Below are 21,891 nucleotides of genomic sequence, written 5' to 3'. Positions count from 1 at the left end.
CCCAAAGCGAGGGACACCAAGCAAGGGCCTACGCCGGCCGCGCCGCCCCGCAGCGAGGGTGTCGTCCCCCTCCGCGAAGCGAGAAGGGGGAAGGCGCGAAGCGCCTCAGGGGGTCACTCTGCTTTTATTCCAGCAGCCTTGATCACCTTCCCCCACTTGACCACCTCGGCCTTCTGGAACTCGCCCAGCTCGGCCGGTGTCATCTGCGAAGGCAGCATGCCGAAGTTCTTCAGGCGCGCCTGCACCTCGGGCGTGGCCACGATCTTCATGATCTCCGCATGCAGCCGGTCCACGATGGGCCCCGGCGTGCCTGCGGGCGCGAACACGGCCTGCCAGGAGCCCATGTCGAAGCCCTTCTCGCCGGCCTCGGCGATGGTGGGCACATCGGGCAGCGACTCCAGGCGCCGCGAGCTGGTCACGGCGATGGGACGCAGCTTGCCGGCCTGCACATGGGGGCCGACGACCAGGGCGGTGTCGAACATCATGTCCACCTGCCCGCCGATCACGTCCTGCACGGCCGGGCCGCTGCCCTTGTAGGGCACGTGGGTGAACTTCACGCCCGTCTGGTAGCCCAGCAGCTCCAGCGCCATGTGGTTGGAGGTGCCGCTGCCCGGCGAGGCCGAGGTCAGGCCGCCCGCCGCCGCCTTGGCCTTGCTGGCGGCCAGCACGTCGGCCAGCGTCCTGTAGGGGCTGGAGGCCGGCACCACCAGCACCAGCGGGCCCGAGCCCAGCATGGCCACCGGCGTGAAGGACTTGACCGGGTCGTAGTCCAGCTTGGCGTACAGGCTCACATTGATGGCGTGCGAGCTGATGGTGCCGCCCAGGATGGTGTAGCCATCGGCCGGTGCGCGCGCCGCAATGGCCGAGCCCACGCTGCCGCCCGCGCCGCCCTTGTTCTCGATCACCACGGGCGTGCCCAGGGCCTTGCTCAGCGGCTGGGCGATCACGCGCGCCAGCGTATCGGTATTGCCGCCAGGCGGGAACGGCACCAGGTAGGTGATGGGTTTGCCCGTGGGCCAGTTGCCCTGCGCTGCGGCCGGCATGGCGGCCAGGGCCGTGCCCAGCAGCAGGGCGCTGGCGAGGGAATGTTGGATGAGTGTGCGGCGTTGCATGGTGCTTGTCTCCGGGTATGCGTCGTTGGAATCGTGTGAAAGCGGGTTCAGAAGCGCGGCTGGTGGCCGGTGAACGCGGGGTCGTACTTGCGCATCTGCCCCAGGTCGTCGCGGTTGCGGATGCCGCAGTGCAGGTAGTTGTCGTGCAGGCGGGCCAGGGCCTCGCGGTCCAGCCGCACACCCAGGCCGGGCGCCGTGGGCACGCGCAGGCTGCCCTGCTCGAACTGCAGCCGGCCGCCCTCGACCACTTCCTCGTCCTGCCAGGGGTAGTGCGTATCGCAGGCATAGGTCAGCAGGGGCACGCTGGCGCACAGGTGCGTCATGGCCACCAGGCTGATGCCCAGGTGGGAATTGCTGTGCATGGACAGGCCCAGGTCGAAGGTGCGGCACAGCGTGGACAGGCGCTGCGTGGCGCGCAGCCCGCCCCAGTAGTGGTGGTCGCTGAGCACGATCTTCACGGGGCAGCCCATCTCGGCATTGCGGCGGAACTCGGCAAAGTCCGTCACCACCATGTTGGTGGCCAGCGGCACATCGCACTCGCGTGCCACGGCGGCCATGCCGTCCAGGCCGGGCGCCGGGTCCTCGTAGTACTCGAGCACGCCCTGCAGCTGCTGCACGATCTTCAGGCTGGTCTCCACCGTCCAGTTGCCATTGGGATCGATGCGCAGCGGCGTGCCCGGAAAGGCATCGGCCAGCGCCAGGATGCCGGCCGCCTCCTGCTCGGGCGGCAGCGCGCCGGCCTTGAGCTTGATGCTCTGGAAGCCGTACTGCGCAATCATGCGCCGCGCCTGCTCCACCAGCTGCTGCGGCGCCAGGGCCTCGCCCCAGGCGTCGGGCGAAGAATCTGGCCCATAGGGCCTGTCGATGTGCTCGGCGTACTTGTAGAACAGGTAGGCCGAGAACGGCACGCTGTCGCGCGCCGCCCCGCCCAGCAGGTCCACGATGGGCGCCCCGGCCATCTGGCCCTGCAGGTCCAGCATGGCGACCTCGAAGGCGCTGACCACCTTGGCCACGGTCTTGGACACATGCGTGCCCGGCGCCAGCGACACCTGCTGGCCCAGGAACTCCGACGCCGTCAGCGCAGGCGGCGCCACCAGGGCCGCGACGCGGGCCTCCATCTCGTTGAGCGCCCAGGGCGACAGCCCCACCAGCGCGGGCGCGGACTTGGCCAGCGCATCGAGCATGGGCTGGTCACCGTAGCTTTCGTTGATGCCGACCAGGCCCGAGGCCGTCTCGATCTCGATGATGGAGCGCAGCGCCCAGGGCTCGTGGATGCCGGCCGCATTGAGCAGCGGCGGATCACGGAAGGCAATGGGCGTGATGCGGACGTGGCGGATCGCGTGGGTCGCTTGGGAGGTGCTCATCTGGACTGCGGACGGGGTCGGAAAATCGGAAAAATCTGCGAAAGCGTTGACGTCTTGTGATACGTTGTCGTACAACTTGGAGCGATTATGATCAGCACCATGGAAAGTTCGGCAAAGGGATTTCCCGCATCACCCCCAACGATCGAGCTTCCCCTGCGAGGAAAGTCCGGTCGCAGCGGCCGCAATCTGGCCGCCCTCCTGTTCGACGAGTTCGCGAGCAAGATCCGCAACGGCCTGCTGGCCGAAGGCGAGAAGCTGCCTACGGAATCGTCGCTGGTGCAGACCTACGAAGTCAGCCGCACCGTGGTGCGCGAGGCGCTGTCGCGCCTGCAGGCCTCGGGCCTGGTGGAGACGCGCCATGGCATAGGCACCTTCGTGCGCGCCGCCCAGCCCGCATCCACGCTGATGCTCAATGCCGACGAGCTGACGGCCGCCGTGGACGTGATGGCCGTGCTGGAGCTGCGCATCAGCCTGGAGACCGAAAGCGCCGGCCTGGCCGCGCTGCGCCGCAGCCCCGAGCAGCTGCAGGGCATACGCACGGCGCTGCAGGCCTTCGAGATCGCCTTTGCGCGCGGCGAGGACACGGTGGCCCATGACCTGGCCTTCCACACCCAGATCGCCGAGGCCACGGGCAACCGCTACTTCGGCGACATCCTGCGCCACTTCGGCGCCCAGCTGATTCCGCGCACGCGCATCGCCTCCATCCACCAGCCCCAGCGCGACCCCGACTACCTGCGCCGCGTCAACCGCGAGCATGAGGAAATCCTCGCCGCCATCGAGCGCCAGGACGCCGACTCGGCCCGCGCGGCCATGCGCATCCACCTGACCAACAGCCGCGAACGCCTGCGCCTGGCGCAAAAGACCAGCGCCGCCTGACGCCTTCTGACGCCTTCTGGGCATCCTGGACCGCCCTGCGCCCTGCGGGACCGATGGCGCCGGCACAGGAATTCAGACAACCAAGGGAAAACCCTTTATCACGGCATGCATGTCTCGGTTGAAAATTCGCTCCAGTTGTACGACAACTGACAACATAAAACCCGGAGACAAGAGCATGACCCTGAGCCGAAAGCAATTCCTGCGCGCCGCTGGCGCCACCGCCCTCGTGGCCACCGGCGCCGGCGCGCTGGCCCAGAGCAACTGGCCCACGCGGCCGCTGCGCCTGGTGGTGCCCTACCCGCCGGGCGGCAGCTCGGACATCATTGCGCGCGCCATCGGCCCGCTGCTGTCGGCAGAACTCAAGCAGCCCGTGGTCATCGAGAACAAGCCTGGCGCCAACGGCAACCTGGGCGCCGACATGGTGGCCAAGGCCCAGCCCGACGGCCACACGCTGATGCTGTGCGACCTGGGTGCGCTGGCCATCTCGCCCTCGCTCTACACCAAGCTGTCCTTCGACCTGTCCCGGGACCTGCGCGGCACCGCCATGCTGGCCTACTCGCCCCACCTGCTGGTGGTCCACCCCTCGGTGCCGGCCAACAACCTGCAGGAGCTGGTGGCCCTGTCCAAGAAGGAAGACCTGAGCTTTGCCGTCACCGCCACGGGCAGCGCCCCGCACCTGGCCGGCGTGGAACTGGCGCGCGCCACGGGCGCCCGCTGGGAATACGTGCCCTACAAGGGCGGCGTGCAGTCCATACAGGACACGGTGGCAGGCCAGACCCAGGTGCTGATGAACGGCATGCTGGCCACCTATCCCCATGTGCAAAGCGGCAAGCTCAAGCTGCTGGGCCTGTCCAAGGGCACGCGCATGCCGCTGGCCGCCAACGTGCCCACCATCGCCGAGCAGGGCGTACCCGGCTTCGAGACCGGCACCTGGCAAGGCGTGGTCGTTCCCGCCAAGACGCCCGAGGCCGTGGTCCAGCGCCTGCATGAGGCCCTGATCACCGCCATCCGCTCGCCCGAGGTGCGCGCCCGCCTCACGGGCCAGGGCGCCGAGGTCGTGACCATGAACCCCGCCGAGACCGCGCGCTTCCTGGCCACCGAACGCCAGCGCTGGCAAAAAGTGGTTCAGACAGCCGGTTTGAAGCTCGACTGATTCCACCCCTTTTTCTTTCTTCCCCACCCTTGTTCCCGAGAGCACCATGACCCCCCAAGACCTCAAAGACGTGATGAGTTCCGGCCTGCTGTCCTTCCCCGTGACGGACTTCGACAGCAACGGCAACTTCAATGCCAAGGGCTATGCGGCCCGCCTCGAATGGCTGGCCCCCTACGGCGCCAGCGCGCTGTTCGCGGCCGGCGGCACGGGCGAGTACTTCTCGCTGTACGGCGAGGAATACGGCCAGATCATCAAGACCGCCGTGGACACCTGCCGCGGCAAGGTGCCCATCATCGCGGGCGCCGGCGGCCCCACGCGCACGGCCATTGCCCACGCCCAGGAGGCCGAGCGCCTGGGCGCCCACGGCGTCCTGCTGCTGCCCCACTACCTGACCGAAGCCGGCCAGGAAGGCCTGATCGCCCATGTGGAGCAGGTCTGCAAGAGCGTGAAGTTCGGCGTCATCGTCTACAACCGCGACCGCACCCGCTTCACGCCCGAATCGCTGGCCATCCTGGCCGAGCGCTGCCCCAACCTGGTGGGCTTCAAGGACGGCATGGGCAACATCGAGACCATGTCCTCCATCTTCATGACGATGGGCGACCGCTTCGCCTACCTGGGCGGCCTGCCCACGGCCGAGGTCTATGCGGCCGCCTACAAGGCCCTGGGCACGCCGGTGTACTCCTCGGCCGTCTTCAACTTCATCCCCAGGACGGCGATGGCGTTCTACGAAGCCGTGCGCACCGACGACATGGCCACGCAGCACAAGCTGCTCAAGGAATTCTTCATGCCCTACCTGAAGATCCGCAACCGCGTCGAAGGCTACGGCGTGAGCATCATCAAGGCCGGCGCCAAGCTGGTCGGCCACGACGCCGGCCCCGTGCGCGCCCCGCTGACGGACCTCAAGCCCTCCGAGCTGGAAGAGCTCAAGGCCCTGATCGACAAGCTCGGCCCCCAATAAGCCACAAGACCGGGCGCAGGGGCCAGTCCGGCCCTTGCGCCCCCCAGGAGACAAGAACATGAAAAAGATTCTGATCGCGCTGAGTGCCGCACTGGCCCTCACGGCGCAGGCGGCCGGCAGCTTCCCGGACAAGGCCGTCAACATCATCGTGCCCTTCCCGGCCGGAGGGTCCACCGACACCGTGGCCCGCGCCATGGCCCTGAGCATGGGCGAGCAGCTGGGCAAGCCCTTCGTGGTGGAAAACCGCCCCGGCGCCACGGGCACCATCGGCGCGGGCGCCGTCAAGCGCGCACCGGCCGATGGCTACACCCTGCTGGTGGCCTCGCTGGGCCCCTTCGTGGTCACGCCGCACCTGGTCAAGAACGTGCCCTATGACGCAGGCAAGGACTTCGACTACATCACCATCCCCGTGCAGGCGCCCAACGTGCTCGTGGCCAGCCCCGCGCAGAAGGCCCGCACCGTGGCCGAGGTCATCGCCGCGCTCAAGGCCAACCCCGGCAAGATCAGTTTCGCGAGTTCGGGCAACGGCTCCTCGGACCATCTGTCGGCCGAGCTGTTCTGGCAGCAAAGCGGCACCGAAGGCATGCACGTTCCCTACAAGGGCGGCGCCCCGGCCATCACCGACCTGATCGGCGGCCAGGTGGACTTCTCGTTCCAGAACGTCAACGCCGTGCTGCCCCATCTGCGCAGCGGCAAGCTGCATGCGATTGCCGTGACCGGCAGCCAGCGCTCGCCTGTGCTGCCCGATGTGCCCACGCTGGCCGAGACCGGCGTCAAGGGCGCCGAGGTCTATTCCTGGCAAGGCCTGGCCGCACCCAAGGGCCTGCCCGCCGATGTGAAGGCCAAGCTGGCCAAGGCCGCCATCGCCTCCGTGCAGCAGCCCGACATCCGCAAGCGCTTCGTGGAGCAGGGCCTGGAGATCGTGGGCAACACGCCCGAGGAATTCACGCGCTACCAGGCCCAGGAATCGGAGCGCTGGAGGCAGCTCATCCAGACAAGAAAGATCACCGCTGATTGAGCTGGAAACAACGGGCCGGCCCCGGGGCCTTTGCCCGCTGGCCTGCGCACCGCAGGCCCTTTTCACCGGGGCTTGCAGCCCCTGCAAGTTCCAAGGATTCCAAGGCATGGCGACCTCCCGTCCACGCGTTCTCCAGTTCGGCAAGATGCCGCTGCCCCAGCTCGATGCCGAGCTGGCCCAGGCCTATGAGGTGACGCTGCTGTCCGAGCGACCCGACCGCGAGCGCTTTCTCGCCGAGCACGGCGCGCAGTTTGAATACCTGGTCACCTCGGCCGCCATGGGCGTGCCCGCGAGCGTGGTGCAGGCCCTGCCCCAGCTGCGCTTCGTGAGCAGCTTCGGCGTGGGCTTTGACGCGCTGGACCGCGAGTCCCTGCTGCGCCAGGGAGCCCGCGTGGGCTACACGCCCGGCGTGCTCGACGACTGCGTGGCCGACATGGCCTTCGCACTGCTGCTGGACGCCGCGCGTGGCCTGAGCGAGTCCGACCGCTTCGTGCGCCGGGGCGACTGGAGGCAGGGCCGCTTCGGCATCCGCACGCGTGCCAGCGGCAAGCGCCTGGGCATCTTCGGCATGGGCCGCATCGGCTCCACCGTGGCGCGCCGCGCGGCCGGCTTCGACATGGAGGTGGCCTATCACAACCGCCGCCCGGTCGAGGGATCGCCCCACCTCTACCAGCCCTCGCTGCTGGAGCTGGCGCGCTGGGCCGACTTCCTCGTCATCACGGCCGCAGGCGGCGACGGCACGCAGCACCTGGTCAACGCCGAGGTGCTGGACGCGCTGGGCCCGCAGGGCTTTCTGGTCAACGTGGCACGCGGCAGCGTGGTCGACGAGGCCGCACTGGTCCAGGCCCTGCAGCAGGGCCGCATCGCAGGCGCGGGCCTGGATGTGTTCGAGGACGAGCCACGCCCCCATGCCGAGCTGCTGTCGCAGGACAACGTGGTGCTTGCGCCCCACATCGCCAGCGGCACGCATGAAACCCGCCGCGCCATGGCCGACCTCGTGCTGCGCAACCTGGCGCAGTTCATCGCCACGGGCCGGCCCGAGGCCGAAGTGCCCTGGTCGGCCGCGCAGCAGCCGGCCACCGCCGCCACCGCATAGCCCTTTTTTTCCCAGAGACCGATCCAACGATCCAAGAGCACGCCATGTCCTCCACCCCGACCATCACCGAGATCGAAGTCATTCCCGTCGCCGGCCGCGACGGCATGCTCATGAACCTCAGCGGCGCGCATGCGCCCTACTTCACGCGCAACATCGTGCTCGTGCACGACAGCGCGGGCCACACCGGTGTGGGCGAGGTGCCTGGCGGCGAAGGCATACGCCAGGCGCTGGAGGACAGCAAGGCGCTGCTCATCGGCCAATCCGTGGGCAACCACCTGAAGCTGCTGCAGAACCTGCAGCAGGCCCTGGCCGGCCGCGACACGGGCGGGCGCGGCCTGCAGACCTTCGATCTGCGCATTGCCGTGCATGCCGTCACCGCCGTGGAGTCGGCCCTGCTGGACCTGCTGGGCCAGCACCTGGGCGTGCCCGTGGCGGCCCTGCTGGGCGAAGGCCAGCAGCGCGACCGCGTGGAGATGCTGGGCTACCTGTTCTTCACCGGCCCCACCGACAAGACCGACCTGCCCTACGTCCAGCCCGGCGAAGACAAAAGCGGCACCGACGACTGGACGCAGGTGCGCCACATGACCGCCATGGACCCGGCCGCCATCGTGCGCCAGGCAGAGGCGGCGCACGCGCGCTACGGCTTCAACGACTTCAAGCTCAAGGGCGGCGTGCTGGCCGGCGAGCAGGAAGTGGAGGCCGTCACCGCGCTGGCCAGGCGCTTTCCGCAGGCGCGCGTCACGCTGGACCCCAACGGCGGCTGGCTGCTCAAGGACGCCATCCGCCTCATGCGCGACATGCACGGCGTGCTCGCCTATGCCGAAGATCCCTGCGGCGCCGAGAACGGCTTCTCGGGCCGCGAAGTCATGGCCGAATTCCGCCGCGCCACCGGTCTGCCCACGGCCACCAACATGATCGCCACCGACTGGCGCCAGATGGTGCATGCGCTGTCGCTGCAGTCCGTGGACATCCCCCTGGCCGACCCGCATTTCTGGACCATGGCCGGCTCCGTGCGCGTGGGCCAGACCTGCCGCGACTGGGGCCTGACCTGGGGCTCGCACTCCAACAACCACTTCGACATCTCGCTGGCCATGTTCACCCACGTGGCCGCCGCCGTGCCCGGCAAGGTCACGGCCATCGACACGCACTGGATCTGGCAGGACGGCCAGTACCTCACCCAGAACCCGCTGCAGATCAAGGGCGGCTTCGTCGAGGTGCCCAAGACCCCGGGCCTGGGCGTCACCGTGGACCGCGCCGCGCTGCAGCGCGCCAACGCCCTGTACCTGGAGCACGGCCTGGGCGCCCGCAATGACGCAATGGCCATGCAGTACCTGATTCCCGGCTGGACCTTCGACAACAAGCGCCCCTGCATGGTCCGCTGACCCCTTCCTTCCGTTACCCCTTTTCCGGAGCACCTCATGTCCCGCTACGACAACCTCATCAACGGCCAATGGAAGGCCGCCGACGGCTACAGCGCCAACACCAACCCCAGCGACCTGTCCGATGTGATCGGCGAGTACGCCCAGGGCAATGCCGCCGATGTGGAAGCCGCCATCGCCGCGGCGGCCGCGGCCTTTCCCGCCTGGAGCACCTCGGGCATCCAGGCCCGCCACGACGCCCTGGACAGGATCGGCAACGAAATCCTGGCCCGCAAGGAAGAGCTGGGCGACCTGCTGGCGCGCGAGGAAGGCAAGACCCGCCCCGAAGCCATCGGCGAAGTCGGCCGCGCAGGCCAGATCTTCAAGTTCTTCGCGGGTGAATGCCTGCGCCTGGCCGGCGAAACCCTGCCCTCCGTGCGCCCCGGCATCGGCGTGGAAATCACGCGCGAGCCCGTCGGCGTGGTGAGCCTGATCACGCCGTGGAACTTCCCCATCGCCATTCCCGCCTGGAAGATCGCCCCGGCCCTGGCCTTCGGCAACTGCGTGGTCCTGAAGCCTGCCGACCTCGTGCCCGGCAGCGCCTGGGCGCTGGCCGACATCATTCACCGCTCGGGCATTCCGGCCGGCGTGTTCAACCTCGTCATGGGCCCGGGCCGCGTCATCGGTGATGCCCTGGTGCGCCACAGCGACGTGGCCGCCATCAGCTTCACCGGCTCCGTCGGCGTGGGCCGCGGCATTGCCCGCGCCTGCGTGGAAAGCGGCAAGAAGGTGCAGCTGGAGATGGGCGGCAAGAACCCGCAGATCGTGCTGGACGACGCCGACCTCACCCAGGCCGTGGAGCTGTCCGCGCAAAGCGGTTTCTACTCCACGGGCCAGCGCTGCACGGCATCGAGCCGCCTCATCGTCACCGACAGGATCTACCCCGCCTTCATCGAGGCCCTGCAGGCCCGCATGGCCAGGATCAAGGTGGGCGATGCCCGCGCCGCAGGCACCGACATGGGCCCCGTGGTCAGCCAGGCCCAGCTGGAGCAGGACCTGAGCTACGTGGAAATCGCCAAGGCCGAAGGCGCCGTGCTGGCTGCCGGCGGCGCAGCCGCCGCCTGCCACACCGGCAGCGGCAACAAGGGCTACTACATGGCGCCCACCCTGTTCGTGGACACCCAGGCCGCCATGCGCATCAACCGCGAGGAAGTCTTCGGCCCCGTGGCCAGCGTCATCCGCGTGAAGGACTACGAGGAAGCCCTGGCCGTGGCCAACGACACGCCCTTCGGCCTGGCCGCAGGCATTGCCACCACCAGCCTCAAGCACGCCACCCACTTCAAGCGCCACAGCCAGGCCGGCATGGTCATGGTCAACCTGCCCACGGCCGGCGTGGACTACCACGTGCCCTTCGGCGGCCGCAAGGGCAGCAGCTACGGCCCGCGCGAACAGGGCCGCTATGCGCAGGAGTTCTATACGACGGTGAAGACCGCCTACACGCTGGCCTGAACAGCATCCGGCTGACGAGAAAAAAGCACCTTTCGAGGTGCTTTTTCATTGGGCGGATTCCGGGAGTCAACAGCCCGGGGCGCCCTGGCAAGCGGACCAGCGAATCAGCGCTGGAACGCCACCGCAGCAGCCGCCATCCGCCGCAGATACGCCGGGTCTTCCTGCAGGCAATGCACGTGGTTGACCTCGTCCTCCACCAGCTCCTCCATCCGCTGCGCGGCCCCGCAAATGGCCTGCAGCGCATTGGCCACCACCTCCAGATTGCGGTAGCCCTCGGGCCGCTCCAGCCAGGCCAGCGCCAGCTGGCCCAGCGAATACACCTCGCTGCTGCCCTGCAGCGTCAGCCGGCCGATTTCGGTCACGGCATGGCTCAACTGCTGCGGCGTGGGCTGGGTCAGGGTTGTGGAAGCGGTATTCATGGCGCGACCTCTCTCACGGCAGGCACGCCTGGACTGCGCGCACACTTGATGGAGAAGGCCGAGAGAAAAACGGCGTACATGGTTTCGTGCTCCTTGCTGAGATCGAACCCACCGACCCGTGTTCTTACGCACAGACAGGTGGACGGGATGTTAAGAACACAGAGCAAGCCGTGCGGACGCCCTTGCGGGTAGCCCCATCCCGCCCAAAACCGCATGGACGAGCGGGCGCTATGCCCACTCTTTCCGAGTGATCAGACGTGACAAGGCCTCGCTAACGGGGAGGCAGCGCCGCTTACTCTAAAGGTGTTCTTACGCACCAGCCCCTGAACAGGGGGCCGCCGCAATGATAGAGGCATTCAGGACCGCAAGCGCCCCGAAGCCCCAGGCCGAGCGCAGCGAAGGCCTGGGCAAACTCCCCGTATGTCCGCGCCTGCGCCGTGGCGGTTGCGGGGTTGCAGTCCTGCCGAAGGACAGGACTGCTTCGTCATCTGACTCGCCGTGATTGTTTGAACGTAGCGCGCAGCGCGAAGTGAGTTTCACGGCGAACCCCGCAACCGCCACGGCGCAGGTGGCCCCGCAGCGCAGCGAAGGGGTCGCGGACATCCGGGTCGCCTTCTTTGATCTGACCTTTCTTGGCGAATCAAGAAAGGGCAGTCGGCTGCCGGGCCGAGACCCGGCCTCGAAAAACAACCACCCGGCAGGGGCAAAAGATTGCACCTAAGCCAAAAGCAAACAAGGTGGGCGGGAGTCAAGAACATGTGCAAGGCATGCGGACGCCCTCACGGGCAGCCCCATCCCGCTCCAAACCCAAAGACAGCCAGGCCCCCAAAAGCCCCAGCCATCAAACCCGGGCCAAGGATGGCAGCTCCCGCATCACTTCAGAAAATCACTTCAGAAAAACAGCACCCTCACCCAAGGCGCCACCACCACATTCAACGCCCCCGCAATCATCATCACCAACGAAGCAACCACCGCCTGCACATCCCCAAACTGCCGCGCCTTCGCCACCCCGCTGCCATGCGCGGCACCGCCCAGAATGGCGCCCGCAGCCAGCTTGCTGCGCACGTGCGGCAGCAGCCGCAGGATGGTCTCGCCCATGAGCATGCCGCTGACGCCCGTGAGCAGCACGAACAGCGCGGCCAGGTCGGTGGGCCCGCCCAGCACGCGCTCGGCCTCGATGGCGAAGGGGGTGGTCACCGAGCGCACGGCCAGGCCCTTTTGCAGGTCCACGGGCAGTCCGAAGGCCTGTGCGAACCAGATGGTGGTGGCAATGGACACGCCACTGGCCACGAGCACGCCGGTGGCGATCGACATCCAGTGCTTGCGCAGCAGGTGGCGGTTTTCGTGCAGGGGCAGCGCAAAGGCCACCGTGGTGGGGCCCAGCAGCCAAACCAGCCAGTGAGTCTGGGCGATGTACTGCGGGTAGCGCACATGGGTCAGCAGCGCCAGCGCGATCAGCACCATGGGCGTGGCGACGATGGGCATGAGCAGCGGATGCGGATGGCGGCGGTACACGCGCTTGTTGGCCGCATAGCAGGCCAGCGTGGCCAGCAGCGACAGCAGGCCTATCGTCTGGTCGGACATGGCGTTCATTCCTGCTCCCTGTGCAGCCCGGCGCGCGTGGAGCGGCGCCGGGCCAGCCACAGCTCCAGCCGGTAGACGCGGTCCACGGCCAGCGCCGTGGCGGCCATCACGCAGGCCGTGCTGGCCACGATGACGCCCAGGATGCGCAGGCCCTGGTGCTGGATCAGCTCGGTGTATTCGGTGACGACCAGCATGGCGGGCACGAAGAACAGCAGCATCTCGGCCAGCAGCCAGTTGGTGCCACCCTGCAGCCAGCGCGCCTTGACCAGCCCGCTGAACAGGCCCGTGGCCAGCAGGGCGAAGCCGATCAGCCCGGCCGGCATGCCCCAGCCGAAATGGGCGCGCACGGCCTCCATGGCCACCCACAGCGCACTGAGCAGCCCCACCTGCAGCACGCCGCGCAGCAGCGGCCAGCAGCGGTGCAGCAGGCCCTGAAACACCTGCGGCCGCAGGACGGGCATGGCGGAAATCTTTGACATGGGGCAATCCTAGGGTTTGCACTCAGATTCGTAAAATGAATAATCTCCATTTTTCCCATGCACAAAAGGAATCCTCATGGACCTGCGCGCGCTGCGCTACTTTGTCGAGGTGGTGCGCTGCAACAGCTTCACGCGTGCGGCCGAGGCGCTGCATGTGACCCAGCCCACCATCAGCAAGATGGTGCGGGCGCTGGAGGAGGAGCTGGGCGGCCCGCTGCTGCTGCGCGAGGGGCGCGGTGTGCAACTGACCGACGCGGGCCAGGTGGTCCATGCGCGCGGCCTGCAGGTGCTGGAGCAGTCACGCCAGCTGCTGCAGGAGGTGGCCGAGGTGGACGGCATTGCGCGCGGCAGCCTGAGCGTGGGCATCATGCCCACGGCCGGGCACTACATGGCGCCCGTGATCGCGCGCTTTCAGCAACTGCATCCGGGCGTGGAACTGCATGTGCAGGAGCAGGGCGCACGCGCCCAGCGCCAGCTGCTGCTGGACGGCAAGCTGGACATGGCGCTGGGCCTGCACGGCGCGGGCGAGGCGAGTGGCGACCTGGCCGGAGAGGGCCTGGAGTACTGCACCATCGCCCACCAGAAGACACGCGTGGCCTTTGCCGCGCACGAGGTGCCCGACCCGGACGCACCCGTGCACTGGAGCGAGCTGGCCCGGCGGCCCTTTGTGTTCTACACCTCGGACTTCGCCCTGCACCAGGCCGTGCTGGAACATTGCGCGGCGGCAGGCTTCAGCCCACAGGTGCGGCTGCAGACGCGCTACTGGGACTTCATCGGCGACCTGGTGGCAGAAGGCGTGGGCGTGGCCGTGATGTTCGAGCACGTGATCGCGCGGTTCGACCCCCGGCGCGTGTCCAGCCGCCCGCTGGTGGGGCCTGAACTGCACTGGGACGTGGTGCAGCTGTGGCGCAACGGCTATCTGTCACGCGCGGCGAGGGCCTGGCTGGAGTGCGTGCGTGCGGTCTATCCCGACGACAATCGCTGAGTCCATGCAACCCAGAAAACGCCCTCCCTCGCGCTCCTTTGCGGGCCCATCCCGGCGCCTGCAGACCGCCTTCGCCGACCGGCCCGACACCGGCCCCTCACGCCTGCTGTGCTTCAACAAGCCCTACGGCGTACTCAGCCAGTTCACCCCCGAGGGCCGCTGGCGTGGCCTCAAGGAATACATCGACGTGCCGGGCGTGCATGCGGCAGGCCGGCTCGACGCCGACAGCGAAGGATTGCTGCTGCTGACCAATGACGGCCCGCTGCAGGCGCGCATCGCCGATCCGCGCTTCAAGATGGAGAAGACCTACTGGGTACAGGTCGAGGGACTGCCCGACGAGGCCGCGCTGCAGGCCCTGCGCCAGGGCGTGCAGCTCAACGACGGCATGACGCTGCCCGCGCAGGCGCGCCGGCTGGAGCCGCCGCCCGTGCTGTGGCAGCGCGACCCGCCCATCCGCGTGCGCCAGAACATTCCCGACTGCTGGATCGAACTGGTCATCCGCGAAGGCCGCAACCGCCAGGTGCGCCGCATGACGGCGGCCATTGGCCACCCCACACTGCGGCTGGTGCGCGCGGCCATCGGGCCCTACACGCTGGACGGCCTGGAGCCCGGCCAGTGGAAGGACGTGGAGCCCGCCTAAGGCTCCGGATTGTCGGTAGGTGCCACAGCCTGCCAGCCCTGCAGGCCGAGCCACGGATGAAAGCGCCGCGCCTCGCCCACCTCCACACGCTCCACACTGCCGGCCAGCAGCGGCCACAGGCGCTGCAATTGCGCCGAGCGCTGCTGCGTGCAGCGCCGCGCGCGGGCCAGCAGCTCGCTGCCCTGGCCCAGCAGGCGCGACAGCTCGCGCAGGCGCGGCGGCGGCAGGCATTGGGCGCTGGCCAGCATCAGCCAGGACGGTGCCTGGCCCGCCTGGGCGGGGCCGCTGGCGGCGAACTGCTCCAGCAAAGCGACATGGGCGCTGAGCAGGGGCGCGGGTGGTTTCTCGGCCAGCATGATCTCCAGCAGCCTGCCATCGATGCGCCAGCGGGCGGGAACCACGGCATGCTCTACCGAGTTGCCGAAGCGCGTGGACTGGCGATGGCGGACGGCACGGCTGCCCTGCTCCAGCAAGGGCTGCAGCAGTTCGGCCAGGGCCTGCTCGCGCTGCGCCGTGGGCGCTTCGGCCAGCGTGATGCGCAGCGGCACGGCCTCGTAGCCGCGCAGCTGGTCGCGCCAGGCCATCCAGCCCGCCGTATCCGGGCCGCCCAGCAGCAGGGCGAGGAAGGCGCCCAGGCCGGCCAGGGCCGATCCGGTCCACCAGGAGACCGGCACAGGCTGCCGCCCGGCGATCAGCCAGCCCGTCAACCAGACCAGCGCCCCCGCGCAGGTGGCCGCCAGCAGGCCCATGCCGAAGGCGAGGAAGGGCGCGCCATCGAGCCGGTCGGGCAGCAGCACCAGCATGGCCACGCAGGCCGCGCCGGCGCACAGCGCAACGGCCCACCAGCCCGCCACGGGCAGGGTGCGCGCGGTGCGCTCGGTGCGCTCTGTGTGGCCTATGCGCCCCGCCACCGCAAGCAGCATGAGGGCCACCACCGCGCCAGCGGTCAGCGCAATGAACAGGGGCGCAAACACCCACAGCGCCAGCAGCCCGAGGACCGCCGATACCGCAAGCGACAGCGCCAGCATGCTCAGGCCTTCTTGAGGAACTCCGACTTGAGCAGCATGGAGCCCAGTTCGGTCTTGCAGTCCACGTTGTGGCCGTCGGCGCCATCGACCAGGCGGATGCCCTTGATCTTGCTGCCCTTCTTGAGCACGGTGGACGAGCCCTTGACCTTGAGGTCCTTGACCAGGATCACGGCATCGCCGTCGGCCAGCGCATTGCCGTTGGCGTCGCGCACGATGCCGTCGCCAGCGGCGGCTTCGCCGGACTCTTCTTCGGCCTGCATGGGCCATTCGAAGGCGCAGTCGGGGCAGATGTAGCTGGTGGCATCGGGATAGGTGTTTTCAAGGCCGCACTGGGGGCAGGCGGGAGTGGTCTGGGGCATGGGATGGACAGATTCGGTGAAGACAAAGGGGCGCGGCGGGCGCGCCGTACCTGGCGATTGTCGCCCCTGCCCCCGCAGGCATGCCCCGGCAAACCCGAGCGGCCTGCTACGCTGCGCGCCACTCTTTGCTTTTTCCCCATGGATACGCTGACCCCCTTGCGCGCCTTCCGGCGCATCGTAGAACTGGGCTCCATCGCCAAGGCGGCCGACGCGCTGGACCTGTCCTCGGCCGCGCTGAGCAAGCAGCTGCGCGCGCTCGAAGCCCATCTGGGCGCCGTGCTGCTGCAGCGCACCACGCGCCGCATGAGCCTGACCGACACGGGCCAGGCCTACTACGCCGAGTGCTGCCGCCTGCTCGATGAATTCGATGCGCTGGAGCAGTCGGTGCGCGCGCAGTCGCAGCAGGTGGCCGGCCGGCTGCGCGTGAATGCGCCGCTGTCGTTTGCGCTGAGCACGCTGTCGCCGCTGCTGGCGCGCTTCATGCAGCGCCATCCGCAGCTGCAGATCGACCTGTCCATGGAAGACCGGCTGGTGGATGCGGTGGGCCAGGGCTTCGATGTGTCCATCCGCCTGAGCGCGGAGCTGGCGGACTCCTCGCTGATCGCGCGGCGCCTGGCCTCGCTGTCGCAGATGCTGTGCGCGGCCCCGTCCTATCTGCAGGCGCATGGCCGCCCGGCCAGTGCCGCCGGGCTGCGCGGCCATGCGCTGCTGAACTACAGCCTGGCGCATGCGCCCCGCGAAGCGGGCGAGATTCCCCAGGCGCCATCCGAGGCGCGCGCCAACGTCAACAACAGCCTGATGCTGCGCGACCTGCTGGTGGCGGGCCTGGGCATTGGCGCCCTGCCCTCGTTCCTGGCGCGGCCGGCGATTGCGGCAGGCCAGCTGGTCGCACTGGACCTTGCGGACCAGGCCGCGCAGGCCCGCCATGTCTACGCGGTCTATCCCACGCAGCGCCACCTGCTGCCCAAGGTGCGCGCCTTCGTGGACTTCCTGGCCGAGGAGCTGCCCGCCGCCATGGGCGAGGATTGTTGACGCCGCGTTAAGAGTTCCTCAAGCGCGCGCCCCTTTTTCGCGCCGGGCCTGCGGCCTACGCTTGCCGTCCATCACAGCCATGAAGGACACAAGCATGACGCAATGCAATGATTTTTCCTGCGCCCTGCCCGCGCAGGATGCGGCGGCCGCCTCGCCGCAGCAGGCCCTGCAGGCGGCGCCCGCAGCGGCGCCTGCGGTCGCCCCCGCCATCGACTTCTTCCATGACGTGGTCTGCGGCTGGTGCTACGTGATGTCGCCACGCCTGCGCCAGGTGGCGCGCGAGCTGGGCCTGCGCGTGCGCCACCGCAGCTTCGTGCTGCAGGCCTCGCGCGCCGAGATGGTGGCGGCCTTCGGCTCCATGGAGCGCGCCAAGCAGGTCATCCTGGAGCACTGGCAGGCCTGCGCGCAGCATGACGACGAGGACCGCATCGACATCGAGGGCATGCGCCGCGAGGCCTTCGAGTACCCCAGCGGCATGGCCGGCGCACTGGCCTGCCAGGCGGCCCAGATCCTGGGCGGCGATGACGCGCACTGGGATCTGTTCGACGCCATCCAGCACGCCCACATGAGCGAGCACCGCAACATCGGCGACGCCGAAGTGCTGCTGGACATCGCCACGCGCACGGGCTTCGAGCGCAATGCCTTCGCGGGCTGCATGGAAGGCGCCCAGGCGCTGGAGCAGGTGCGCCAGGACCGCGCTCTGGCGCAGCGCATGGGCCTGCGCTCCATTCCCACGCTGATCGCGCCGGGCCTGCCGCCGCTGCAGACCCAGTCGCTGGCTGCGCTGCGCGAACGGCTGCACTTCCTGGCGGCCTGAGCGCCCCCGTCTTTGCTTTTTTTCATCGGCGTTTTCCGCCTTCCCTTGCGCGCGGCATGCGCGCCCTTTTTCAGCAGACCAAGGACTCTTGCATGACTCTCCAACGCTTCGCTCGCCGCATGGCGCTGCACTCTCTCGTGATCGCCCTGGCCGCCGCCTTCGCGGGCACCGCGGCCCAGGCCCATGGCGGCCACGAGCCCCCGGCCGGCGCACGCCAGGACGTGGGCACCAGCCCCTGGGGGCCGGCCGACGAGATCGGCCGCCTGAACCTGATCACGCCGGCCTCGCGCGCGGCCATCCTGCAGCGCATCACGGGCGGGCAGGTCTATGACCTGGCCACCGAGTACTACGTGGGCATGCCCAGCTGGCAGGACGCGGGCGATCCTCACTACCAGTTCTGGATGACGCACACGCCGCGCGGCACCGTGGTGGACGACCCGATGAACGTGGGCAAGGACATGAACGCCACGCGCAGCTACACGGGCACGGCGTTTTCCATGTACAGCCACACGGGCACGCACATCGATGCGCTCAACCACTTCGGCATCCGCGGCAGGATCTGGAACGGCTTCAGCGCAGACCAGCACCTGGGCGACCGGGGCTGGCAGCGCACGGGCATAGAGAAATTCCCGCCGCTGGTGGCGCGCGGCGTGCTGATCGACGTGGCGGCCGCCAAGGGCCTGGAGATGCTGCCCGACCAGTACCGCATCACGCGCCAGGATCTCAAGGATGCGCTGGCACGCCAGAAGGTGACGCTGCAGGAGGGCGACATCGTGCTGGTGCGCACGGGCCGCATGAAGCTGTACGGCCAGCCCCAGGCCTACATGGCCAAGCCGCCGGGCCTGGGCCTGGATGCCGCGCGCTTCCTGGTGGAGGAGGGCGGCGCCATGATCGTGGGCGCCGACAACCTGAGCCTGGAGACGTTCCCGTCCGAGGTGGACGACGACTACGTACCGCTGCACAGCTACCTGCTGGCGCAAAAGGGCGTGCCCATCATGGAGCTGGTGGCGCTGGACGACCTGTCGCGCGACAAGGTCTACGAGTTCGCCTTCATCGGCGGCCCGCTCAAAATCCGCGGCGGCGACGCCGCGCCGCTGCGGCCCATCGCCATCCCGGTGCGCTGAGCGGGGCAAGACGAGATTTCTTGAGCTTGACCTCGAAACTCCCGCGCCCCCAAGGCGAGGGACACCGAGCAAGGGCCTACGCCGGCCGCGCCGCCCCGCAGCAAGGGTGTCGCCGGCTGCCCGTACGCCCCCCTCCGAAGAGAGGGGGAAGGCGCGAAGCGACTCAGGGGGTGATCACAGACTCGTGCCCATTTTGCTGAGGAAGCGCTCGCAGGCGTCGAGCTGGGCCAGCTCGACGAACTCGTCGGGCTTGTGCGCCTGCTCGATGGAGCCGGGGCCGCAGACCACGGTGGGAATGCCGGCGTTGTGGAACAGGCCGGCCTCGGTGCCGTAGGCCACCTTGCGCTTTTCCTGGTCGGCGGTCAGCGCGCGCACCAGCTGGGTGATGGCGGCTTCTTCCGAGGCTTCCAGCGCAGGCGCGCTGGCGCCGGTCTCGATCTCGATGCGCGCGTCGGCGAACTCGGCGCGCATGCGCGGCAGCAGTTCGTCGCGCACATAGGACTCGACCTGGGCCTGGATGCCATCCACCGACATGCCGGGCAGGTTGCGGAATTCATAGGCGAATTCGCACAGCTCGGGGATGGTGTTGACCGCGATGCCGCCCTGGATCTGGTTGGTGGTCATGGTGGTGAAGGGCACGTCGAAGAATTCGTCGTAGGGGCCGTGCGCCTTGAAGTGGTCGGCGATGTCCCGGATGCGACAGATCAGCCGCGCCGCGTATTCGATGGCATTGCTGCCGCGCGGCGTGAGCGACGAATGCGCGGCCTTGCCGTGCACGCGGCAGCGGTAGAGGTTGATGCCCTTGTGCGCCACCACGACCTGCATGCTGGTGGGCTCGCCGACCACGCAGCCGTCGAAGCGCGCGCCCTCGGCCTTGAGCTGGTTGATCATCACGGGCGCGCCCGCGCAGCCGATTTCCTCGTCGTACGAGAAGGCCAGGTGCACGGGCCTGGCGCGCTGCGTGGCCAGGAATTCGGGCACCAGCGCCAGCGAGGCGGCGATGAAGCCCTTCATGTCGCAGCTGCCGCGACCATAGAGGCGCCCGCCCTTTTCGGTGAGCGCAAAGGGGTTGGTGCTCCACTGCTGGCCATCGACCGGCACCACGTCGGTATGGCCGGACAGCACGATGCCACCCTGCGTTTCGCCATTGCTGGCCGGCAAAGTGGCGAAGAGATTGGCCTTGGCGCCGTCCGGAGAGTGGAACAATCGGGCACTCACGCCCAGCGTGGCCAACTCATCGCGTACACACTCGATCAGCGCCAGGTTGGAGTTGCGGCTGGTGGTGTCGAATGCGACCAGTGTTTCCAGCCAGTCGCGGGTGTTTTTCCAGGTAGTCATGTGGTTCCATCTGCGCCATGGCCTGCGCCGCCCTTCGTGGACGACGCAGGCCATGGCATAGGCATTGCATATGGCGAAGCAGTGTACGCCCGGGTTGCGGCCCGGGCAGGCACGCCGCCCCATGCCCCGGGCGTGACTGCCGTCTTTTCAATCCCTTTTCGGAAATGGACCCTGCTTTGACCAAGCAAACCGTCTCGACCCGCAACATCGTGGCTGCCGTCATCGGCAACGCGCTGGAGTGGTATGACTTCCTGGTGTTCGCCTTCATGACACCCATCGTCGCCAAGCTGTTCTTCCCCAGCAATCCCGACAATCCGGACGACAACATCAACCGCATCCTGATGACCACGGCCGTGTTCGGCGTGGGCTTTTTCATGCGGCCCGTGGGCGGCATCCTGCTGGGCCTGTACGGGGACCGCAAGGGCCGCAAGGCGGCCATGGTGATGGTGACCGGCCTGATGGCCGTGGCCATCGCGCTGATCACGCTGGCGCCCACGTATGCGGCGGTGGGCATCCTGGCGCCGCTGTTCATCGTGCTGGCACGGCTGCTGCAGGGCTTTGCGGCCGGCGGCGAGTTCGGCACGTCCACGGCACTGCTGATCGAGCTGGCACCGCCCGGCAAGCGCGGCTTCTATGGTTCCTGGCAGATGGCCGGCCAGATGCTGGCCCTGCTGATCGGCGCGGCCACGGGCACGCTGATCACCGAGATCTTCACCGAGGAGGAACTGATGGCCTGGGCCTGGCGCGTGCCCTTCGCCGTGGGCCTGCTGATCGTTCCCGTGGCGCTGTACATCCGCCGCCATGTGGAGGAGCCCGAGGTCTTCAAGGAAATGCAGGCCGCGCAGGCCAGCGGCAAGGCGCGCCAGATCGGCATCATGGAGATGCTGCGCACGCATGCGCGCGAGACGCTGGTGGGCATGGGCCTGGTGGTCACGGCCACGGTGTCCATCTACATCACCTTCACCTATCTGGTGACCTATGCCACGGTAACGCTGAAGCTGCCCATGCGCGATGCCTTCATGGTGCAGATGGCCGGCGCCGCGCTGATGGTGGTGATCATGCCGTTCTTCGGCGCCCTGTCGGACCGCGTGGGCCGCCGCATGCTGACCATCGGCTCGCTGATCGGCTACCTGGTGGTGCTCTACCCGCTGTATGCCTGGCTGACCGACGGCCCCACGGTGCAGAAGCTGCTGATCACCCAGCTGGTGGTCTGCGTGTTCGTGGCCGTGTTCTTCGGCGTGTTCAGCACGGTGATGGCCGAGCTGTTCCCGCCCCAGGTGCGGTCTGCCGGCATGTCCATGGCCTACAACGTGGCGGTGATGATCTTCGGCGGCTTTGCGCAGTTCATCGTGACCTGGCTGATCCGCTCCACGGGCTCGCCCATGGCGCCGGCCTTCTATGTGATGTTCGGCGTGACGCTGGGCCTGCTGGCGGCCTTCTTCATCAAGGACCGCGCGATGGAGCGCAACCTGCGCTGATCCCCCCGGGCGGCGCGCCCTGCGCCGCCCTCGCGCATGCCCCGGCACGGGGCCTGCGCAGCCTTGCCGCACGCCGCGCGCACGATGCGCGGGCATGCCGGCCCCCGCCCTGCACCACGGCGGGGAGGCCCGCCCGCATCTGCCGATTTCATGCAGAAAAAGTC

The 21,891-nt window shown here is 68.5% G+C and carries 21 protein-coding genes; 13 read left to right on the top strand and 8 right to left on the bottom strand.

Annotation, left to right across the window (positions count from 1 at the left end):
* Positions 1 to 113: 113 nt before the first annotated feature.
* Entirely contained in the window at positions 114 to 1,112 is a 999-nt protein-coding gene (locus ACRSCF_RS01235; RefSeq protein ID WP_034366555.1) for a Bug family tripartite tricarboxylate transporter substrate binding protein, read from the bottom strand.
* 47 nt (positions 1,113 to 1,159) lie between these two features.
* Positions 1,160 to 2,476, bottom strand: coding sequence for a glucarate dehydratase family protein (locus ACRSCF_RS01230; RefSeq protein WP_034366552.1), 1,317 nt, complete (start codon positions 2,474 to 2,476; stop codon positions 1,160 to 1,162).
* An 87-nt stretch (positions 2,477 to 2,563) separates the two neighbouring features.
* On the opposite strand from ACRSCF_RS01230, the gene ACRSCF_RS01225 reads away from it, so the two are divergent.
* From ACRSCF_RS01225 to ACRSCF_RS01195, 7 genes are all read left to right on the top strand, one after another.
* Positions 2,564 to 3,352, top strand: a complete 789-nt coding sequence (locus ACRSCF_RS01225; RefSeq protein WP_034366548.1) for a FadR/GntR family transcriptional regulator — start codon at positions 2,564 to 2,566, stop codon at positions 3,350 to 3,352.
* 175 nt (positions 3,353 to 3,527) lie between these two features.
* Positions 3,528 to 4,505 carry a Bug family tripartite tricarboxylate transporter substrate binding protein gene (locus tag ACRSCF_RS01220; RefSeq protein WP_026062356.1) on the top strand — a complete coding sequence of 326 codons (978 nt, stop codon included), beginning with the start codon at positions 3,528 to 3,530 and terminating at the stop codon, positions 4,503 to 4,505.
* Between the two features lie 46 nt (positions 4,506 to 4,551).
* Entirely contained in the window at positions 4,552 to 5,463 is a 912-nt protein-coding gene (gene kdgD / locus ACRSCF_RS01215; protein WP_016448682.1) for a 5-dehydro-4-deoxyglucarate dehydratase, read from the top strand.
* 58 nt (positions 5,464 to 5,521) lie between these two features.
* Entirely contained in the window at positions 5,522 to 6,481 is a 960-nt protein-coding gene (locus ACRSCF_RS01210; RefSeq protein ID WP_244387729.1) for a Bug family tripartite tricarboxylate transporter substrate binding protein, read from the top strand.
* Positions 6,482 to 6,587: 106 nt separating this feature from the next.
* Positions 6,588 to 7,577, top strand: coding sequence for a 2-hydroxyacid dehydrogenase (locus ACRSCF_RS01205; protein ID WP_034366545.1), 990 nt, complete (start codon positions 6,588 to 6,590; stop codon positions 7,575 to 7,577).
* 44 nt (positions 7,578 to 7,621) lie between these two features.
* On the top strand, positions 7,622 to 8,959 hold the full coding sequence (locus ACRSCF_RS01200) for an enolase C-terminal domain-like protein (protein WP_034366542.1): 1,338 nt from the start codon (positions 7,622 to 7,624) through the stop codon (positions 8,957 to 8,959).
* Positions 8,960 to 8,995: 36 nt separating this feature from the next.
* Positions 8,996 to 10,444 carry an aldehyde dehydrogenase family protein gene (locus tag ACRSCF_RS01195; protein WP_244387728.1) on the top strand — a complete coding sequence of 483 codons (1,449 nt, stop codon included), beginning with the start codon at positions 8,996 to 8,998 and terminating at the stop codon, positions 10,442 to 10,444.
* A gap of 104 nt (positions 10,445 to 10,548) precedes the next feature.
* On the opposite strand, the gene ACRSCF_RS01190 is transcribed toward ACRSCF_RS01195, so the two are convergent.
* The 3 genes from ACRSCF_RS01190 to ACRSCF_RS01180 all read right to left on the bottom strand — a co-directional run bounded on the left by ACRSCF_RS01190 (position 10,549) and on the right by ACRSCF_RS01180 (position 12,926).
* On the bottom strand, positions 10,549 to 10,863 hold the full coding sequence (locus ACRSCF_RS01190; RefSeq protein ID WP_016448687.1) for a hypothetical protein: 315 nt from the start codon (positions 10,861 to 10,863) through the stop codon (positions 10,549 to 10,551).
* An 891-nt stretch (positions 10,864 to 11,754) separates the two neighbouring features.
* Complete coding sequence (locus ACRSCF_RS01185; protein WP_061287476.1) at positions 11,755 to 12,447, bottom strand: LrgB family protein; 693 nt, start codon at positions 12,445 to 12,447, stop codon at positions 11,755 to 11,757.
* A gap of 5 nt (positions 12,448 to 12,452) precedes the next feature.
* Positions 12,453 to 12,926, bottom strand: a complete 474-nt coding sequence (locus tag ACRSCF_RS01180) for a CidA/LrgA family protein (RefSeq protein WP_034368601.1) — start codon at positions 12,924 to 12,926, stop codon at positions 12,453 to 12,455.
* Between the two features lie 76 nt (positions 12,927 to 13,002).
* Here ACRSCF_RS01180 and ACRSCF_RS01175 point away from each other — a divergent pair, with 76 nt between their 5' ends.
* Positions 13,003 to 13,911 (top strand): LysR family transcriptional regulator, encoded by a 909-nt coding sequence (locus tag ACRSCF_RS01175; RefSeq protein ID WP_034368598.1) that lies wholly within the window; start codon positions 13,003 to 13,005, stop codon positions 13,909 to 13,911.
* Positions 13,912 to 13,915: 4 nt separating this feature from the next.
* Positions 13,916 to 14,551 carry a pseudouridine synthase gene (locus ACRSCF_RS01170; RefSeq protein WP_012202181.1) on the top strand — a complete coding sequence of 212 codons (636 nt, stop codon included), beginning with the start codon at positions 13,916 to 13,918 and terminating at the stop codon, positions 14,549 to 14,551.
* On the opposite strand, the gene ACRSCF_RS01165 is transcribed toward ACRSCF_RS01170, so the two are convergent.
* Together ACRSCF_RS01165 and ACRSCF_RS01160 are read right to left on the bottom strand one after the other, a co-directional pair.
* Positions 14,548 to 15,579 carry a hypothetical protein gene (locus ACRSCF_RS01165; protein ID WP_244387727.1) on the bottom strand — a complete coding sequence of 344 codons (1,032 nt, stop codon included), beginning with the start codon at positions 15,577 to 15,579 and terminating at the stop codon, positions 14,548 to 14,550. The genes ACRSCF_RS01170 and ACRSCF_RS01165 overlap by 4 nt on opposite strands.
* 2 nt (positions 15,580 to 15,581) lie before the next feature.
* Positions 15,582 to 15,938 (bottom strand): zinc ribbon domain-containing protein YjdM, encoded by a 357-nt coding sequence (locus ACRSCF_RS01160; protein WP_013800120.1) that lies wholly within the window; start codon positions 15,936 to 15,938, stop codon positions 15,582 to 15,584.
* A gap of 138 nt (positions 15,939 to 16,076) precedes the next feature.
* Here ACRSCF_RS01160 and ACRSCF_RS01155 point away from each other — a divergent pair, with 138 nt between their 5' ends.
* The 3 genes from ACRSCF_RS01155 to ACRSCF_RS01145 all read left to right on the top strand — a co-directional run bounded on the left by ACRSCF_RS01155 (position 16,077) and on the right by ACRSCF_RS01145 (position 18,911).
* The gene (locus ACRSCF_RS01155) at positions 16,077 to 16,970 is read left to right on the top strand and encodes a LysR family transcriptional regulator (protein ID WP_034368594.1); all 894 of its coding nucleotides are present in this window, start codon (positions 16,077 to 16,079) and stop codon (positions 16,968 to 16,970) included.
* Between the two features lie 94 nt (positions 16,971 to 17,064).
* Complete coding sequence (locus ACRSCF_RS01150) at positions 17,065 to 17,787, top strand: DsbA family oxidoreductase (RefSeq protein ID WP_016448694.1); 723 nt, start codon at positions 17,065 to 17,067, stop codon at positions 17,785 to 17,787.
* A 92-nt stretch (positions 17,788 to 17,879) separates the two neighbouring features.
* Positions 17,880 to 18,911 (top strand): cyclase family protein, encoded by a 1,032-nt coding sequence (locus ACRSCF_RS01145; protein ID WP_016452163.1) that lies wholly within the window; start codon positions 17,880 to 17,882, stop codon positions 18,909 to 18,911.
* A 174-nt stretch (positions 18,912 to 19,085) separates the two neighbouring features.
* Here the strand turns inward: ACRSCF_RS01145 and argE are convergent, their stop codons facing one another.
* Positions 19,086 to 20,249 carry an acetylornithine deacetylase gene (gene argE, locus ACRSCF_RS01140; protein ID WP_046984422.1) on the bottom strand — a complete coding sequence of 388 codons (1,164 nt, stop codon included), beginning with the start codon at positions 20,247 to 20,249 and terminating at the stop codon, positions 19,086 to 19,088.
* 164 nt (positions 20,250 to 20,413) lie between these two features.
* Here argE and ACRSCF_RS01135 point away from each other — a divergent pair, with 164 nt between their 5' ends.
* Positions 20,414 to 21,727 carry an MFS transporter gene (locus ACRSCF_RS01135; RefSeq protein ID WP_016448697.1) on the top strand — a complete coding sequence of 438 codons (1,314 nt, stop codon included), beginning with the start codon at positions 20,414 to 20,416 and terminating at the stop codon, positions 21,725 to 21,727.
* The last annotated feature ends 164 nt before the right edge of the window (positions 21,728 to 21,891 follow it).

The organism is Delftia sp. 11MD (genome assembly GCF_050907895.1).
Classification (GTDB): Bacteria; Pseudomonadota; Gammaproteobacteria; order Burkholderiales; family Burkholderiaceae_C; genus Comamonas; species Comamonas tsuruhatensis.
Note: the sequence above shows the minus strand (reverse complement) of the source record. Positions and strands in the feature narration are given on the sequence as shown.

Bases quoted from the DNA above. Each gene is read 5' to 3' on its own strand.
- ACRSCF_RS01235 (WP_034366555.1), bottom strand. From the start codon at position 1,112: ATGCAACGCCGCACACTCATCCAACATTCCCTCGCCAGCGCCCTGCTG.
- ACRSCF_RS01230 (WP_034366552.1), bottom strand. From the start codon at position 2,476: ATGAGCACCTCCCAAGCGACCCACGCGATCCGCCACGTCCGCATCACG.
- ACRSCF_RS01225 (WP_034366548.1), top strand. From the start codon at position 2,564: ATGATCAGCACCATGGAAAGTTCGGCAAAGGGATTTCCCGCATCACCC.
- ACRSCF_RS01220 (WP_026062356.1), top strand. From the start codon at position 3,528: ATGACCCTGAGCCGAAAGCAATTCCTGCGCGCCGCTGGCGCCACCGCC.
- kdgD (WP_016448682.1), top strand. From the start codon at position 4,552: ATGACCCCCCAAGACCTCAAAGACGTGATGAGTTCCGGCCTGCTGTCC.
- ACRSCF_RS01210 (WP_244387729.1), top strand. From the start codon at position 5,522: ATGAAAAAGATTCTGATCGCGCTGAGTGCCGCACTGGCCCTCACGGCG.
- ACRSCF_RS01205 (WP_034366545.1), top strand. From the start codon at position 6,588: ATGGCGACCTCCCGTCCACGCGTTCTCCAGTTCGGCAAGATGCCGCTG.
- ACRSCF_RS01200 (WP_034366542.1), top strand. From the start codon at position 7,622: ATGTCCTCCACCCCGACCATCACCGAGATCGAAGTCATTCCCGTCGCC.
- ACRSCF_RS01195 (WP_244387728.1), top strand. From the start codon at position 8,996: ATGTCCCGCTACGACAACCTCATCAACGGCCAATGGAAGGCCGCCGAC.
- ACRSCF_RS01190 (WP_016448687.1), bottom strand. From the start codon at position 10,863: ATGAATACCGCTTCCACAACCCTGACCCAGCCCACGCCGCAGCAGTTG.
- ACRSCF_RS01185 (WP_061287476.1), bottom strand. From the start codon at position 12,447: ATGTCCGACCAGACGATAGGCCTGCTGTCGCTGCTGGCCACGCTGGCC.
- ACRSCF_RS01180 (WP_034368601.1), bottom strand. From the start codon at position 12,926: ATGTCAAAGATTTCCGCCATGCCCGTCCTGCGGCCGCAGGTGTTTCAG.
- ACRSCF_RS01175 (WP_034368598.1), top strand. From the start codon at position 13,003: ATGGACCTGCGCGCGCTGCGCTACTTTGTCGAGGTGGTGCGCTGCAAC.
- ACRSCF_RS01170 (WP_012202181.1), top strand. From the start codon at position 13,916: ATGCAACCCAGAAAACGCCCTCCCTCGCGCTCCTTTGCGGGCCCATCC.
- ACRSCF_RS01165 (WP_244387727.1), bottom strand. From the start codon at position 15,579: ATGCTGGCGCTGTCGCTTGCGGTATCGGCGGTCCTCGGGCTGCTGGCG.
- ACRSCF_RS01160 (WP_013800120.1), bottom strand. From the start codon at position 15,938: ATGCCCCAGACCACTCCCGCCTGCCCCCAGTGCGGCCTTGAAAACACC.
- ACRSCF_RS01155 (WP_034368594.1), top strand. From the start codon at position 16,077: ATGGATACGCTGACCCCCTTGCGCGCCTTCCGGCGCATCGTAGAACTG.
- ACRSCF_RS01150 (WP_016448694.1), top strand. From the start codon at position 17,065: ATGACGCAATGCAATGATTTTTCCTGCGCCCTGCCCGCGCAGGATGCG.
- ACRSCF_RS01145 (WP_016452163.1), top strand. From the start codon at position 17,880: ATGACTCTCCAACGCTTCGCTCGCCGCATGGCGCTGCACTCTCTCGTG.
- argE (WP_046984422.1), bottom strand. From the start codon at position 20,249: ATGACTACCTGGAAAAACACCCGCGACTGGCTGGAAACACTGGTCGCA.
- ACRSCF_RS01135 (WP_016448697.1), top strand. From the start codon at position 20,414: ATGGACCCTGCTTTGACCAAGCAAACCGTCTCGACCCGCAACATCGTG.